Origin of the sequence: Hymenobacter sp. BT559 (assembly GCF_016427535.1) — a bacterium.
Taxonomy (GTDB): domain Bacteria; phylum Bacteroidota; class Bacteroidia; order Cytophagales; family Hymenobacteraceae; genus Hymenobacter.
This window is the reverse complement of the sequence record NZ_JAELXV010000003.1, coordinates 657,174-673,787: the sequence shown is the minus strand read 5'-3', so window position 1 is coordinate 673,787 and position 16,614 is coordinate 657,174. Positions and strand designations below refer to the sequence as shown.

Sequence of the window (16,614 nt, the reverse complement as noted above, 5' to 3'; positions counted from 1 at the left end):
TATGCTGAGTGGGAGGGCCAGGACTACCAGCCGGGGTTTTGCGTGAGGTTGGGGTTGATGTCGCGCTCGCGCTGGGGCACGGGCCAGAGGTAGTGCTTGGCGGGGTCAAACGTGCGCTGGTCTACGCGCAGGTAGCCGTTGTCCACGTTGGGGTCGCCGGCCTTGATGCCGTGGGCATAGCCCGTGAGGGCGGTTTGGGCAGTTTTCCAGCGGCGCAGGTCGAAGATGCGCGTGCCTTCCATGGCCAGCTCGGTGCGGCGCTCGCGGCGCACCACCGTTTGCAGGCTAGCCTTATCGCCCCCAGGGAAGGTGAGCGCGGCGGGGTCAGTAAAGCCGGCCCGGCGGCGCAGCGCTCCAATGGTGCGGTCCCATTCCGAGGCCGTGAGCAGGCCTAGCTCATTCTTAGCTTCGGCGTGCATGAGCAGCACGTCGGCGTAGCGCACCAGTATCAGGTTCAGGCCCGAGTTGAGGTTGGCGTCGGCGGTGGGGTCAAAGTACTTGGCCGAGTAGTAGCCGGTGGGGCTAGCGTCGGCGCGGTCCACCGAGTTGTCGCCGGTGCCCGGCACCGTGCGGATGAGGATGCTCGACCCATCGGGGCGCTGCCAGCGGTAGCCATCGTATACCAGCGTAGCGGCAAAGCGCGGGTCGCGGCCCACGTAAGGCGTGGCCTCGTTGTAGCCCGAGCCGGCTTCGCCGATGGCTTTGCCGTTGGCCATCACGTAGCTATCCACCAGCTCCTGCGTAGGCGCAATGGCACAGATGAGCTTGCCCTCGGTGCGCGGAATAAAGAAGCGCTGCTCGGAGTAGGTGCGCGACGGAAACAGGTACTGCAAGTCGAGCATCACCTCGCTGTTGCCCTCGTTGTTGGGCGAAAACACGCCGGCGTAGCTCGAAAACAGGCTGTAGCTGCCTACTTGGCCACCTAGGAGCTGCTCGGTTACGGCCGTTACGTCGGCCCAGCGGCCTTCATAGAGCAGTACTCGCGCCTTCACGGCCAGCGCCCCGCCCTTGGTAAAGCGGCCGCGGTCGGTGGCGGCGTAGGCGGTGTTGATGGGCAGGTCGGCTGCCGCAGCGTCCAGCTCTTTCAGTACAAAATCGAGCACCTCGGCGCGCGACGTACGGGCCAAGCCCGCCGCGTCGCTCACGTTGATTTCGGTGGTTATGAGGGGCACGTCGCCGTACCAAGTCAGCAGTTGGAAGTACTGATAGGCGCGCAGGGCGCGGGCCTCGGCAATGTAGCGGGCCTTGAGGCCGGCATCAAGGTCCGAAATCTTGTCGATGTTGGCCAGCAGCTGGTTGCACTTACGGATGCCCGCGTAGTGGTAGCCCCACTCGTTGGTAACGCGCGCTTGGTTGGTGCCGTAGGCGCCCTCCGCAATGTTGCGCGAGTTCGAGCCGTTGACGTCGCTCTTGTTATAAGCGTTGTCGGAGAGCGTTTCGTTGAAGAAGAAATACTCCGAATTGTAGAGGTTTTCGTAGGCCGTGGTCAGCACGTTGGCCGCGTCAGACGGCTGCTGCCAAAACGTGGCATCGGTGGGGCGGTCGGTGGGCGGCAGGTCGAGCTTTTGGCACGACGCGAGCCCCAAGCCTAGCCCTAGCCCAAGCAGTAGCGTGTGGCGGAGGTGGCGATTAATCAGCATGATGGGTGGGATAGAGATTAGAAGGAAATATCAACGCCTAGGGTCATGACGCGCACTGCTGGGTACACGCGGCCGCTGCTGCCCACACCTCCGCCAGTGCCCACGCTCTCGCTGAACTCCGAGATTTCGGGGTCAAACCCGATTTTCTTCAAGTGGCTGATGGTGAACAAATCCTGGCCCGACGCGAAAATGCGCAACCGCTGGATGTAGGCTTTCTTGGTGAGTGCGGCCGGCAGGGTATAGCCAAACTGCACGTTTTTGAGGCGGGCGTAGGCGCCGTTTTGCAGCCAGTAGTCCGAGCCCTGGTTGTTGTTGGTCGAGGCCGTGCCGATGGTCAGGCGCGGGTAGTCAGCATTAGGGTTGGTGGGCGTCCAGCGGTCAAGGTGCTGCTGGTACACGTTTTCCCAGTTGTTGTGGAAAGCTTCCACGCCCTCGCCCCGGATGTAGAGGCTGCGCTTGCCCACGCCCTGCACAAACACCAGCAGGTCGAAGCCCTTGTAGTCGGCCGTGTACGTGGCCCCGAAGGTGTACCTAGGAAACGGGTTGCCCAGGATAAAGCGGTCGTCCTGGTTGATAATGCCATCGCCATTGCGGTCTACGTAGCGGATGTCGCCGGGCCGCAGCGTACCGGGCGCTATGAAGGCGGGCTGGGGGCCAGCGTTTGCTTCTTCCAGAGTTTGGTAGAGGCCGGCCGTGCGGTAGCCGAAGTACGAGTTAATAGGCCAGCCCTCGCGGATGATGTTGGTCGCATCGCCACCCCGAATGGTTTCGACGCCCCTGGTGTCAAGGACGGTGTTGCGGCTGTCCGCTGCGTTCAGGCTCAGGCTCTGGTTGAAGCCGCGCTCGGTGCGCATGCGGTACGTGGCCGTTACTTCCCAGCCCCGGTTGCGCACTTTGGCGGCATTCTGGGTAGGTGCGCCAGCACCGAAGGCCCCCGCCACCGGCAGGTCGATGAGGATGTTGCTGGTGCGCTTATCGAAGTAATCAACGCTGAACGACAGCGCATTCTGGAAGAAGCCTACGTCGAGGCCCACGTTACCCATGGTGGCCGTTTCCCAGGTGATGGCCGAGTTAGAGGTGCTGAAATACGACCCCGACACCGGCGTACCGCCGAACGAGTACGTACCCGGCGCCAGGCTTACAGTGCTCAGGTAGCGGTATAGGCCAATGTTCTGGTTGCCCAGCTGACCTAGGGAGCCGCGCACCTTCAGGTCACTAAGCGTCGATTTGAGGAACTCTAGGAAGTTCTCTTCCAGCGGGCGCCAGCCCACCGAGCCCGACGGGAAGAAGCCCCAGCGCTGGTTGCTGGCAAAGCGCGACGAGCCGTCGTAGCGGAAGCTGCCCTCTACCAAGTACTTGCCGGCAAACGAGTAGTTCAAGCGTCCGAATACCGAGTTTAGCGCCCACTGCTCTTGGTTGCCGTAGGTGCCGTTGGCGTGGTAGCCGCCGCTAGGGTCGGTAATGCCGCCGTAAGTAGTACCATTATTAATGACCCCAAACTGGTTGCCCGGTATGTTGGTGACTAGGATGCCGCGGCGGTCATCGGTGAAGTGCTCAGTCGAGTAGCCCACTAGCGCCTGCACGCTGTGCTTCTCCGCAAAGGTGCGGTCGTAGTTGAGGGTGGCTTGGTAGTTGGTGAGTAGCGTGCGCTGGTTGCGGTTTTGCACCGCGTTGTTGCCATCGCCGCCCGCCGTGGGCGAGCCGTCGGGCGTCACGTACATCAGGCTGCGCCGAAACTCGTCGTTCTGGTAGCTCCATAGGTCGCCGCCCACCAAGCCGCGCAGCTTCAGGCCCTTGATAATTTCAAACTCGGCGTTGAGGTTGCCGAATACGTTGTCGTTGGAGTTGGTGCGCAGGCCGCCGTTGAGCAGGCGGTTCACCGAGTTGTCGCTGGCCGTGGCCGCTGTTACGTAGTTGCCCTGCTCATCCTGCACGGGGTAGATAACCGGGATGCGGGCCGCACCACTGATAATCCACTCGGTACCGAAAGCGTGCTCGCGGGTACCCACATGGGCATACGACACGATGGCGCCCAGCTTGAGCCGGTCCGTGACTTGCGTCGTCAGGTTGAGGCGGCCGTTTAGGCGCTTAAACCCGTAGTTATCACCGTAGAACAGACTATTCTGGTCTACGTACCCTAGGGAAACGAGGTAGCGGGTTTTGCCCGAACTGCCGCTCACGCTCAGGTTGTGGTTTTGCTGGAAGGCCTGCTCCTTCAACACTTGGTTGAGCTGCCAGTCGTAGTCGCCGTGCGCGGCGAAGTCGCGCATCTGCTGGGGCGAGAACTGCGGCGCCTGCCCCGAATTCACGAGCGCCTCGTTCTTGAGCTCCATGAACTGGAGGCCCGTAACCGGCCGGCGCTGGAAGTTAGGCGCTTGGAAACCCAGCACCGTGTTGTAGCTGATAACCGGCTTCTGGTTGAGCGCGCCCTGCTTGGTGGTTACCAGCAGTACGCCGTTGGCAGCGCGCGAGCCGTAGATGGCGGCCGAAGCCGCATCCTTCAGCACTGTCACGCTCTCGATGTCATTGGGATTGATGGCGTTGAGCGAGCCCGCAATGCCGTCCACGATAATCAGCGGCGAGGCATTGCCTAGGGTGCCTACACCCCGGATGTTGATGTTGAGGCCCGCACCCGGCTCGGCGCTGTTCTGCTGAATGGTGAGGTTAGGCGACGAGCCTTGCAGCGCCTGCGCCACGTTGGTAACGGGGCGGTTTTCGAGCGTGGCACCGCTCACGGTATTGATGGCGCCCGTCACGTTGGCGCGCTGCTGGGTGCCGTAGCCCACTACTACCACGTCCGTCAGCGCCTGCGCCTCGTCGGCCAACGACACGGCCAGGTTGCTGGTGGCGCCGGTGATGGGTACTTCCTGGCGGGTATAGCCCACAAAGCTGAATACCAGCACGCTGTTTTCCGGCGCTTGCAGGCTAAACCTGCCCTCGGTGTCGGTGCTGGCGCCCTGGGTGGTGCCCTTCACCACCACCGTCACGCCCGGCAGTCCCACCCCTTTGCTGTCGGTAACGCGGCCAGCCACGGGCACGTCGGCCAGGGTACTAGTGATGGCCGACCCAGTTGAAGCCAGCAGCGGGGGTACCTCCTGCGGCACCTCTGGCTGCGTAGTATTCTGGGCGGTAGGCTTTGGCACGATAACGTACAGACCGTCCTTGAGGCGCTCAAACTCCAGGCCGCTCTGCTGGGTCACGTAGCGCAGGGCTTCGGGCAGCGATTTAAAAGCTGGGTGGGCCTTGGCCAGGTACCGGCCAGTTATGAGCTGGTTGCGGTAAAGAAAATTGACTTTGTAAGTGCTTTGCAGCTCCTGGATAAAGGCTTCCAGCGATACTTGGGCCGAGGCCGAAGCGCGAGCCGAAGCTACCGGCGAGCGCGGATTTTGGCTGGCGAAAGCCAACGACCCTTGCGCCCGGCTGGCGCCGGGCACGGCGCCTAGCAACAGGGCCAAACGCACGTAGCGGGTAAAGTTTGCCATGTGATGGGTGGGAAAAATGGAGATAAAGCAAGCAGAAGAGAGTAGCCTCTAGCCCTACTGGGCCAGGGGCTGAAAACGCACCACATTGCCGGTGCGCGTCACATCGACGCCCAGCGTCTTAGCGAGCGCCGGCAAGAGCAGGTCGGGGTTGTTGGCGGGCAGCAGGCCCGTCAGCGTCTGGTTGAGCAGGGCTGAGTCAGCCACCTGCACTTGCCAGCCGTAGTCGTCGCGCAGCAGCTGCACGATGTCACGCACCGAGGTTTGCTGCAGCTGCAGGTGGCCTTGCGTCCAAGCCGAGTACAGGGCAGGCTGCACGCGGCGCTTAGCCAGGCTCGGCGCAGCAGTAGAAGTTTCAACGAGGTCGCCGGGCTGCATCAGCAGGTTTTCGCGGGTAAACCAGGCGTGGCGGTCTACGGCTACTTTGCCCGAATTCAGCACCACCTTGGTGCCGGTGGGCTGGCTATTCACGTTAAACTGGGTACCTAGGACAGCGATATCGAGCCCACCCGCGTGCACCACAAACTTGGCCTTGGCCGGGGCGCTGGCAATGTCGTGCACCGCCGGGGCGGCCAGGTGCGTCACTTGGAAGTAGGCTTCGCCCGTCAGCCACACTTCGCGGGGCGTGGTGGCGGTCCACTGGGCGGCAGTGGTCAGCTTGGCGTTGCCATTCAGCACCACCACCGAGCCATCGGGCAAGGTAAGGGTACGCTGCTGGTTGGGGGCGGCCACGTACTGCGTGGTGGGGCCGGTAGTGCCCGACCACTGCCACCAGCCAGCCACTGCCAGCAAAATGGCGGCCGCCGAAGTGCCAACCAACAGCCGGGTGCGCCGCTGCCAGCTCAGCCAGGGCTGCGTGCGGGGCGCGTAGAGCGACTGCCGCAAACGCAGCAACTCTTGGTGCTTAAGCTCGGCTGGCACTGGGTAGAGCGAGCCGGGACCTAGGGCTTGTACCAGGGCACGGGCGTGGTCGGCATCGGCTTGGTGGCCGGGGTGCGCAGCCAGCCACGCCTGCCACGTGCGCCCGGCGTCCGAATCAGCATCAGCCACAAATGCCTGAAACGACTCGTCTGCTACGAAATCATTAACCAAGTAAGTCGTAAAATCCATAGGCGAGCAGGGCAAAAGTGACCTGATTTTTCCTGACCACGAACGAAGGCCGATTTTGTACTCTAGTAAACGTGAAATTTTTTTAAAATATTTTTCAATACCCTATTTTACAGTGTTTTATCATGCGTAAAAAGGTTTCAAAAAATCTCTTTTTCGTCATACAGCGCGCAGCATGACAGATGTGGTGTGCTGACTTCAGCCTCAAAGCCAGCAATTCAGCAGCAGCCCGTGCAAAAGCAGGAGCAAGGGGTGCGGCAGTACTTGGCGCATCCGCTTGATGGCTTGGTGCACCAGATTGCGTACCGACTGCTGGTTAAGGTCCATAATCTCGGCAATGCGGTCGTAGCTGAAGCCTTCAAAAAACTTGAGGGACAAGGCCTCGCGGTGCCGGTTGCTGAGCTGCTGCAGCGCCCCCAGCAACTGGGTCTGCTGCTCGGTAGTAAGCTGCTGGGCTATCAAAAACTCTTCGGGTGAGTGTTGCACCGGGGCTTCCCCTAGGTAGCCGCTTTGCAGGGCGGTGCGGCGCTTCTGGGCGCGTGCCTCGTCGGTGACATGGTGGCGCAGCGCCGTGAATAAATAGGGCCTGATTTCTTCGACGGGCCCCAGCACCTTGCGGCGCTGCCACAGCCGCTGAAACAGGTTTTGGATGCAGTCTTTAACAACTTCTTCTTCACCAGTTAGGCGCACGCCGTAGCGGAACAGCTCGTCGTAATGCGTCAGGAAAATGCGCTCGAACGCTTGCTTACTGCCCGCCAGAAATTCATTCCACAGCGAAGCATCAAGCAATAGCATATAAGTGAGTGGGTTAAGAAGGATACAGGTGGCCGGAGAGCGAAGAATTCAGCCATCGCTTAAACGTATTAGCAAGTTAAGCAGCCGAGCCGTTTACTGGGCCCCAACCCATCTACTGCCATCCTCGTTCAATCTCTTCCAGCGTCCGGCCTTTGGTTTCGGGCACGCCGCGCCAGACAAAGACGAAGGTGAACGCCGAAAGTACCGCGTAGAGCCCGAACGCACCCGCCAGACCTGCGGCTTTCACCAATGACAAGAAGGTAAAGGAAATAAGGGTGCAGGCTGCCCACAGAGCCACCGTGGCCAGCGAGGCCGCCCGCCCCCGCACGGCATTGGGGAAAATCTCGGTAATCACAACCCACACGCCCGGCCCCAGCCCCACCGCAAAGCAGGCCACGTAGAGCATAATGAGCCCCAGCAGCCACGTGGCCGGCGCATGCAGCTGCAGCCCCACTACCAGCGCACCCAGCGCCAGCGCCATGCCGCCCGACGCAAAAAGTAGCAATGGCTTGCGCCCCACCCGGTCAATGATGAACAGCGCCACGATGGTGCCCGCGAAGTTGATACCTCCTATAAGGGCATTGGCCCCGATGGCCGACGAGGCGCTCTGCCCGCTGTGCTCGGTGAAAATGATGGAGCCGTAGTAGAGAATGGTGTTGATGCCCGTGACTTGCTGCAACACCGCCAGGACTACCGCAATGCGCAAGGGCTTGCGCAGGCGCGGCTGGCTCAGACTAGCTTCTTCGCCTTGCTCGGCGGCCAGGGCAGCCTGAATTTCTTCGGCCTCGGTAGTGGCCGCCGCGGCGCCGTTGAGGCGCGTGAGGGTACCTAGGGCCTCGGCATCGCGGCCCTGGCCCAGCAGCCAGCGGGGGCTTTCTGGCACCAATAGCAGCGTGACCATGAACAGCAGCGAGGGCACGGCGGCGGCCGCAAACATCCAACGCCACGACGCTAGCCCTAGGTCGGCTAGGTAGTAGCTGGCCACGTAAGCCAGCAAAATACCCGACACAATAGCCAGCTGATTGAGGGTCACCAAACTCCCCCGCATGCGGGCCGGGGCAATCTCGGCGATGTAAAGCGGCACCAGCAGCGAGGCTACTCCAATGGCCAAGCCACCCGCCAGCCGCGCCAGCACAAACTCGGTGAGCGTGCGCGGCACCGCTGCCGCCAGCGCCGACACCGTAAAGAGTGCTGCCGCCCCAAACAGTAGGCGCCGCCGCCCGTAGCGGTCAGTCAGCCAGCCGGCAATGGCCGCGCCCGCTACCGCCCCAAACAAGATACTGCTGGCTGCTAGCTCGGTTTGCGAGTCGGTCAGGCCAAAGTCTTTTTTCAAAAAGACCAAGGCGCCGTTAATAATGGCCGTGTCGAAGCCAAACAGCAGCCCACCCAGCGCTGCTACGGCCGCAATCAGGTACACGTAGGCGGCACTGCCGCCTGGGGCCGGTGGCCCGGTAGCCGCTTCGCGAAGAGGGAAGTTGGGGACAGCTTGTGTGTGCATAGCAGGGTGGGAAAAGAGTGGAGAGTCAGGAAAAGGGTGTTGCAGGAATGACAGTTGCGCGGACTTGGTAATCCGCGGCGGGGTGTGCGGCATTGCGGCCTACCAAGCCTGCGCAACTACTATTCGCCGTTGCCTAGGGCTACTTGAACCGCCCTAGGTTGCGGGTCTCAGACAAGCAGCACCTCGATGCCCAGCGCGCGGAAAGGAGCTACTTGCTCCTCCATTGCGCCGGTGTCGGTGATGAGCTGATGCACCTCGGCAATGGGGCAGATGAGCGACGAAGCGACCGTGCCGAGCTTGGTGTGGTCGGCCACCACGATGCGCTGCTTGGCCTGGCGCACCATCACTTGTATCACGGCGGCTTCTTCTGGGTGCAGCGACGTCAGGCCCTTTTGGGCATCGATGCCATTGACACCCAGAAAGACTTTATCGACAAAGAACTGGCTCAGGGCCTGCGTAGTAGCGGGACCCACCAGCGAAAACCAGCCGCCCGTGAGGAAGCCGCCGGTCACGAACACGCGCACGTCGTCGCGGTGGCTCAGCTCCATGGCCACGTTCACGGTGTTGGTCACGACCGTAACATTTGCACCCGGCCGCAGGCTGCGCGTGACTTGCGTGGTGGTGGTGCCCGCCGTGAGCGAAATGATTTCGCCCGGCTGAATGAGCGCCGCCGCGGCCAGCCCAATGCGGCGCTTCTCGGCCAGGTTGCGGTCTATCTGCTCGTGAAAGCTGGAGTCGTAGCGGAAGGGCTCGTAGAGCAGGGGCTCGCGGGGCACGGCGCCGCCGTGCGTGCGCCGCAGGCGGCCGCGCTGCTCCAGCTCCATCAGGTCGCGCCGCACGGTAGCCACCGACACGCCAAACTGCGCGGCTAGCTCATCCACGGCCACAGTGCCGGTGTGTAGCAGCTTTTCAACGATGGTTTGGGCGCGGACAGCTGCAGCGTTATCAGGAATCAATAAGTCAGACACAGGGAGTAACGTTTTGCTAAGTGATTGAAAAAGCAAAGTTGGCCATTATGTAATGGCCTTCCGCTGTGCCTAGGTCCGCACGTAGGCTTTCATGGTAGCACACTCGGTACCTAGGGCCGGGCCGTGTGGCCGAATGGTGTAGGCCCCTACCCCCGCGGGCACGATAAACGTCTCAGCGTAGTGCACCACGTAGGGCTCGAAGGCCCCGCTGGGGCTCTCGACGATGGCCTCAGCGCCCTGCACCAAATTGAGCACCTGCACGCCCCCGTTGGTGTGGTGCGGCACCAGCCCCGTAAACCAGTGGCGGCGCGTTTCAATGAACTCGCGCTCGTGCAGGCCGGTGCGCTCTTCGCGCCAGCCGTCACCGCTGGCTACGGGCTGCACTTGGTTTACCAGGTGCTGCTCTACCCAGGCCGTGGTGCGGTCAGGTTGAATGTTGGCCGCGCCGTGGGCAAGGTGAATAGGCCTAGGCCGGCCGTCGAGGCCGAGGCGGTCCCAGTCCCAGAGTTTGAAGGTGAAGATGTAGGGCGTGGCCGAAATTTCCAGTACCATTGCCTGGGCCCCCGAGCAGTGAATAGTACCCGCCGGAATCAGAAAGTGGTCGTGCTTGCGGGCCGGAAAATCATTTACATACTTGGCTGCGGGGAAGGGCGCCGTACTGTCGGCTTGGGCGCGCTGCAAGTCGGACACCATCGCTGGGAAATCCACGTTTTCCTTCAGCCCTAGGTACACGCTCGCGCCGGGCTCAGCATCGAGCATGTAGTAGCTTTCATCCTGGGTGTAGGCCAGGCCAAACTTGTCGAAAGCGTACTCCGTGAGCGGGTGCACTTGCAGCGAAAGGTTGCCGCCACCCACGGTATCGAGAAAGTCGAAGCGAATGGGAAACTCGGTGCCGAAGCGCCCGTGCACAGCCTCGCCCAGCAGCTCGCGTGGGTGCAGGAAAACGAGATTGATGCTCGGGATTTCTACCCGCGCTTCGCCAAAGCCCAGCAGCAGCGAGTTTTCTTCGGGCACGCAGTCGAAGCCCCAGGCGTAGTTGGCCGGGCCGTCGGGCAGGTCAAACTTTTCGCGCATCCACTGCCCGCCCCACACGCCGGGGTCAAAAAACGGCACTACCCGGAACGGCCGCTGCACGGCAGCTGCCAACCCGGCCCGCAGGTCGGCCCCGCTGATGAGCTTGGGTGCGGTGGGGTCGTTGGTATCGAGCAGAAAATCGGTGCGGGGCAACACCTGTTTCTTCAGGCGGTCGGCCGCCCGCCAGTCTACAAAGAAGGCCCGCTTATACTTGAGGCTAGCCTTTTCGGCTATGTTATTGCTGCCTAGGTTACCGATTTCGTCGCGCCGCTGCCGAAGTTGAATTTCCCAGCGGGCTAGGTCGGCGTAGACTACTACTGTGGCATCGGGGCACACCAAGGTGGCCCCGGTGCCTAGCACCAGCACTAGCTCGCCGGCCGCCGCAGCCAGCTCGGCTTGCGCGGCCTGCAGCTTTTCTATGTCGAAAAAATCATCAATCGTCAGCCCATTGAGTCGGCCAAAAACCGGGTCGTCGGTGAGCGGGCCGGCTACCATGGCGTCGATGTCGGCGGGGGCGCGGTAGAGGTTGTCGGCTACTAGGCACCGGGCCGGCTGCAGGGCCTGCGTTAGCGCTTGCCGCAGCTGCCCTAGGTCGGTGCCGGGGTAGCACTCTACGGCCAGCACCGTCGGCTGGCCAGGCGCAGCGGGCCGGGCGGCCAGCGCCGCTTGCAACACTCCCACGATAGCGGCCCACCCCACTTGGCAAGCGTCGGCTTGCGCCGCTACCGGCACGAAGGGAAACTTGTCGTAGTTGGATGAACGCATGGTACTGATAGGTGAAAATGTATAAAAAGGCGCGGGACGGTACCGTAATCCAACTGGCGGCCTGTAAGCCGACCTAGGCCAGAAAGCCTGTCTTGGATAAGGTTGAGAAGAGTGATTTCACATGCCCGTCGCAGCAAGGCCGCGCTTTCTACTGCAAATATTGACAACAAAAATGTTCGTTTGATACCAAAACGAGCAAAATAATTTTTATTGTAGCAAGATTCTTTGTTTAATTTGCCAAAAGCTTTTAGCTACAAGTCCTGAAACAGCCGAGCTATTCCAAACTACTCGGCGCCAGCCTCTTTCCTACCCCACCCATGATACTGATAGCAGACGGCGGCTCTACCAAGACTACTTGGTGCCTGGTTGATACCCACGGTGCCCGCTCCTTTTTCCACACGGAGGGCTACAACCCGGAGTTTATCAGCACGGCGGGTATCACTGCCTCGCTGCACCAAAGCCTACCAGCCACGCTAGATGCAGCAGCTATCACGGAGGTGTATTACTACGGGGCCAGCGTGGTATCGGCGCAGCAGGTGGCCACGGTGGCCGATGCCATGCAGGCAGTGTTTGGGCAGGCACGCGTATTTGTGGGCCACGACCTGCTGGCGGCGGCGCGGGCGCTGCTGGGCCGGCAGCCAGGGTTTGCGGCCATCCTGGGCACGGGCACCAATTCGTGCGTATATGATGGCGAGCGCGTAACGCACAACGTGGACTCCCTAGGGTACTTTTTGGGCGACGAGGGCAGCGGGGCCTTCATCGGCAAGGCGCTGCTGCGCGACTACCTGCGTGGCGATATGCCCGCCGACTTGGCGGCCGAGTTTCGCACTACCTACGGCCTAGAGCGCGACGATATTTTGGACCGGCTGTATAACCAGCCGTTTCCGAACCGCTTCATTGCCAGCTTCGCCAAGTTTGCCAACGACCATAACCAAGCGAGCTATTGCCAGCACCTGGTGACTGAGGCATTCGATGCTTTTTTCCGGAATATCATCAAGAAATACCCTACCTACCAGTCGCATACCTTCAATTGCGTGGGGTCAGTGGGCTATAACTTCCGTGAGACACTAACCCAGGTGGCTGCTGCGCACGGCATGGCGGTGGGCAAAATCATCAGTGCTCCTATCGATGACTTAGTATCCTATCACCTGGCCTAGGCACTGGCCTTTACGGCGCTCCTCCCCTACTTTTTCCCACCCCCTATCTGGCAAGTTGCGATGCGCTTTTCTACACTCATAGCTAGGGGGCCGCGGCTCGCCTTACTGGTAGCTAGCTGCTTATTGACGGCCTCGGCCGCCTTTGGCCAGAATAAGTACCAAGTAGCCGGTGAGGCCATTCTCGACAAGCTCAATACCAAGTTCTACAACGCCAGCAAGCAGCTTTACGTGGAGCAGCTAGACGGTAACGAAAACGTTGTTGTGGAGCGCGGCGGCGTGAGCTACGTGTGGCCGGCCTCGCACATGTTGCGGGCCCTACGCTACGGCGCCCTAGCCAACCCGGCCAAGTACACCGAGCGGCTTAAGTCGTATGCCTACGCCCTCGACCAATACTTGCAAAACGGCAAGTATGCCTCCGACATCGTGCGCGGCGCCGACCCGCTCTACGACGACAACGCCATCGTGGGGCTGGCCCTGATAGACGCTTACCAGCAGGTGCTGCCAACCGAAACTGGCATCTACGACCGCTCACTCATCGGCCTCAACTACTGCCTCAGCGCCCGCGATGCCAGTTGGGGCGTGCCGCAAAAAGAAGCGGAGCTGGGCCGGGGTAAGTTTTACTCGCAGGCCACCATCTTGCCCGCGCTGCACTGCGCCTTGCTGGCAAAAAACAACTCCGACCCCAAATACCTCGACATCGCCAAGCACTACTACGAACTCATCAACGACCCAAGCCACCGGCTGCGCGACGCTGGCACCAACCTGATTAATCAGTACAGCTTCAATAACAACGGCGTCTGGAGCCTGAGCGGCAACGGCGAGAATGGCGCGGGCTACCGGGCCTATCAAACCACGCCCGACATTCAGCTGGCCCTGCGCCTCTACCAGCGCACCGGCGACAGCCGCTACCTCGACGACGCCACCCTTATGGCCAACGCCTGCCTCCGGCAGTGGTACACGCCGGGTAAGGGCGTGAGCGAAATCTCGTTTTGGGGTGGCAGCGACATGGTCGAGATGCTGGTTGACTTTTATGAAGTAGACCGCAACGCCAAGTGGCTCGATGCGGCTCGCAGCATCGTAGACTACCTCATCGACTACGGCCGCGACCAGCTTGGTTACTACCCCGGCACGTACAGCGACACCGACGGCACCTGGAACCTCGACCGCCGCTACATCTTCCCGGCCAATGTGCAGATGATGGGCCAAGCCTGCGCGGCGGCGGCTATTCTGCGCGTGGCGCAGGCCACCAGTACCCCGCTGGCCACTACCGGCCCCGCAGCCGCCAAAGCCACTGACTTGTTTCCTAACCCGGTAAAGGGCCGCCTCACGCTGCAAGCCAACCGCAAACCTATAGCGAGCAACGTCACGGTCTTGAACGCCCTAGGGCAAACGGTGCTCACGACCCACGCGCCGGCCGCCACGCTCGATGTGTCGGCGCTGGTGCCCGGCGTCTATACCGTGTCTTGGCTGGCCGACGGGCAACGCCTAACCAAGCGCTTTGTGAAGCAGGCCGATTAGGGCTGCTCTGGCAACGTGCAGCTCGCTTCCTTTCCCCTGCAACCCAGCGCTAACAGCAGCCGACTCTAACGCCGTGAAGCCGCGCGGCACTCCTTTTCCACGCTTATCTCTTGCGTAACATGACGTTTACCAGCCTACGCTATTTGTTTCTGTCTGCGGCCCTAGGCCTCGCTTCCTGCGCCAAAACGGTGCCATCGTCGGGCGGTGGCGTGGGTACTGCGAGTAAGGGACCTGCCCAGTACGTGAATCCCCTCATCGGCACGGCGGCCTTCACCGACCCTAAGCTGGTGGGTTACGTGGCCCCGCCCGACTGGCACGGCGTGTGGGCCGGGCTGGCGTTTCCGGGCAGTTCCCTGCCCAATGCCCTAGTGCAGCTGAGCCCCATCACGGAGTTTAACACCGGCTCGGGCTACCAGTACGAAGACTCGGTGATGCAGGCCTTTGCCCATACTAACAAGGGGCACTGGAACCTGTGCCACCTGCCCGTACTGCCCGTAGTAGGCGCGCCTGATGCCAACGGCCGCTATTCTTCTCACTTCTCGCACGCTACCGAAACGGCGGCGCCGGGCTACTACGGCGTCACGCTACGGGACTACAAAGTGCGAGTGCAGCTGACCTCGACTTTGCGTTGCGGCTTGCACCAGTACTACTACGACCAGCCGCAAGACCGCAGCCTCGTGTTCAAGCTGGGCCGCTCGAACGAGAACGTAAACGACTGGAACCTCGAGAAAGTAGGACCTAGGGCCGTGCAGGGCTTCCAGAAAACCGGTGAGCAAACCGCTTATTTCTACGCCCAGCTCAACTCGGATATTCAAGAAGTAAGCATCAAGAACAAGGGCAACAAAGAAGGCCTGGCCGTGCTGCGCCTGGCCAACGGCGACCGCAAGCCCGTGGAGCTGCGCATTGGTGTTTCGTTTGTGAGCATCCAAAACGCGCAGCAAAACCTGGCGCAGGAACTGGGCACCCGTTCGTTTGACGAAGTGCGGCGCGCGGCCACCAACACCTGGAACCAGCTGCTCACCCGCGTGAGCGTGAAGGGCGGCACGGCGCAGCAGCAAACCATGTTCTACACCTGCCTCTACCGCTCGTTTTTGTGGCCCGCTCTGCGCAGCGACGTCAACGGCGAGTACACCGACGTGAAGGGCAAGGTGGTTAAGGCCGACTTCCAGTACTACACCACCCCATCGCTCTGGGACACCTACCGCAACAAAGACGTGCTGATGAGCATGCTCGCGCCGGGCGTGACCGCCGACATCATCAAGTCGATGCAGGACATTGGCAATAAGACTGGCTTCATCCCGACCTTCTTTCACGGCGACCACGCGGCGTCGTTCGTGGCGGGGGCGTACCAGCGCGGCGTCACCAACTTCGATGTAAAAGACGTGTACCGCTTGCTACTGCGTAATGCCAACGTGGAAGGCGGCACCCGGCCCCACATCAAGGAATACATTCAGAAAGGCTACATCGCCACCGATGAGGTCGCTACCCCGAATGTAGAAACCAAGGGTAGCGCTGGCGTGTCGAAGACGCTGGAATATGCCTTCGACGACTACGCCGTGGCCCAGCTCGCCAAAATCTTGAAGGACACCGCGCAGTACCGGACGCTGATGGCGCGCTCCAAAAACTATCGCAACGTGTTTGACCCCGGCACCAAGTTTATGCGTGGCCGCCGGGCCGATGGCCAGTGGGTGCAGCACTTCAACCCCCAGTACCCTTACTACGAGTACATGTACCGCGAAGCCAACGCCTGGCAGGTTTCCTTCTTCGCGCCCCACGACATGCCGGGCTTGGTAGACCTCTACGGCGGCCCGCGGCCCTTCGAGGCCAAGCTAGATTCCTTGTTCACGGTGCCCTGGAACCCGAGCTACATTGCCCGCAACGTATCAGGATTTATCGGCCAGTACTGCCACGGCAACCAGCCCGACCACGAAACGCCGTTCTCCTACTACTTCGTGGGCAAGCCCGAAAAGTCGCAGCAGCGTCTCGATGAAATCATGGCCAAGTTTTACAACACCGGCGAAAAAGGCCTCGCCTTCTCGGGCATGGACGATGCAGGCGAAATGTCGGCCTGGTACGTTTTCGGCGCTACCGGCCTCTACCCCTTATCGGCGGCCGATGCGCGCTACATCGTCACGCTGCCCCTCTTCGATGAGGTGCGCTGGACCATGCCCAACGGCAAAGTGCTAACTGTAAAAAAATCTGGCGCCAGCCGCAATCTGAGTAATATCCGGGTAAACGGGACTTCAAATCCGGGATACTTCGTACCCCACCAGCTATTCAATACCGGCGGTCAAGTAGAGGTTGTAGCAAAGTAAGCAACCTAGAACAAGACGAAGCCGCAGCCCACCTAGGTGGGCTGCGGCTTCGTCTTGTTTAGCGCTTGAGTTATCATCGCAGTACCGATGGCATAGAACACAGTTGCGCGCCATCGAGCCTTCTACAATGTCATGCTGACGAAGGAAGCATCTTGCTGGTGCAGCAATGGATGCGCTAGCGATGAAGTGATAGAGAGGCTTTACTACGTTCAACATGACGGTTTGGAAGACCTCCTCTTTTCTTAAGCAGCTTACTTACAAAGCAAGAGTTGCGCATAGGGCCCTAGGTGCCACCTAC

At 61.1% G+C, this 16,614-nt stretch carries 10 protein-coding genes; 3 read left to right on the top strand and 7 right to left on the bottom strand.

From position 1 onward, the window contains the following. Positions 1 to 23: 23 nt before the first annotated feature. The 7 genes from JAO77_RS13550 to JAO77_RS13520 all read right to left on the bottom strand — a co-directional run bounded on the left by JAO77_RS13550 (position 24) and on the right by JAO77_RS13520 (position 11,326). On the bottom strand, positions 24 to 1,640 hold the full coding sequence (locus tag JAO77_RS13550; RefSeq protein ID WP_198990899.1) for a RagB/SusD family nutrient uptake outer membrane protein: 1,617 nt from the start codon (positions 1,638 to 1,640) through the stop codon (positions 24 to 26). Between the two features lie 17 nt (positions 1,641 to 1,657). Next, positions 1,658 to 5,122 carry a SusC/RagA family TonB-linked outer membrane protein gene (locus JAO77_RS13545; RefSeq protein ID WP_198990898.1) on the bottom strand — a complete coding sequence of 1,155 codons (3,465 nt, stop codon included), beginning with the start codon at positions 5,120 to 5,122 and terminating at the stop codon, positions 1,658 to 1,660. 54 nt (positions 5,123 to 5,176) lie between these two features. Beyond that, positions 5,177 to 6,229, bottom strand: a complete 1,053-nt coding sequence (locus tag JAO77_RS13540) for a FecR family protein (protein WP_198990897.1) — start codon at positions 6,227 to 6,229, stop codon at positions 5,177 to 5,179. A 201-nt stretch (positions 6,230 to 6,430) separates the two neighbouring features. After that, positions 6,431 to 7,021 (bottom strand): RNA polymerase sigma factor, encoded by a 591-nt coding sequence (locus JAO77_RS13535; protein ID WP_198990896.1) that lies wholly within the window; start codon positions 7,019 to 7,021, stop codon positions 6,431 to 6,433. Between the two features lie 112 nt (positions 7,022 to 7,133). Then, entirely contained in the window at positions 7,134 to 8,519 is a 1,386-nt protein-coding gene (locus JAO77_RS13530; protein WP_198990895.1) for a sugar porter family MFS transporter, read from the bottom strand. Positions 8,520 to 8,686: 167 nt separating this feature from the next. Then, complete coding sequence (locus tag JAO77_RS13525) at positions 8,687 to 9,487, bottom strand: DeoR/GlpR family DNA-binding transcription regulator (RefSeq protein ID WP_198990894.1); 801 nt, start codon at positions 9,485 to 9,487, stop codon at positions 8,687 to 8,689. 69 nt (positions 9,488 to 9,556) lie between these two features. Beyond that, positions 9,557 to 11,326, bottom strand: coding sequence for a class I mannose-6-phosphate isomerase (locus JAO77_RS13520; RefSeq protein WP_213019387.1), 1,770 nt, complete (start codon positions 11,324 to 11,326; stop codon positions 9,557 to 9,559). 317 nt (positions 11,327 to 11,643) lie between these two features. Here JAO77_RS13520 and JAO77_RS13515 point away from each other — a divergent pair, with 317 nt between their 5' ends. The 3 genes from JAO77_RS13515 to JAO77_RS13505 all read left to right on the top strand — a co-directional run bounded on the left by JAO77_RS13515 (position 11,644) and on the right by JAO77_RS13505 (position 16,316). After that, positions 11,644 to 12,483: an N-acetylglucosamine kinase gene (locus tag JAO77_RS13515; RefSeq protein WP_198990893.1), complete on the top strand. Its 840-nt coding sequence runs from the start codon at positions 11,644 to 11,646 to the stop codon at positions 12,481 to 12,483. A 60-nt stretch (positions 12,484 to 12,543) separates the two neighbouring features. After that, positions 12,544 to 14,001 carry a T9SS type A sorting domain-containing protein gene (locus tag JAO77_RS13510; protein WP_198990892.1) on the top strand — a complete coding sequence of 486 codons (1,458 nt, stop codon included), beginning with the start codon at positions 12,544 to 12,546 and terminating at the stop codon, positions 13,999 to 14,001. Between the two features lie 119 nt (positions 14,002 to 14,120). Continuing rightward, entirely contained in the window at positions 14,121 to 16,316 is a 2,196-nt protein-coding gene (locus JAO77_RS13505) for a GH92 family glycosyl hydrolase (protein ID WP_198990891.1), read from the top strand. Positions 16,317 to 16,614 lie beyond the last annotated feature (298 nt).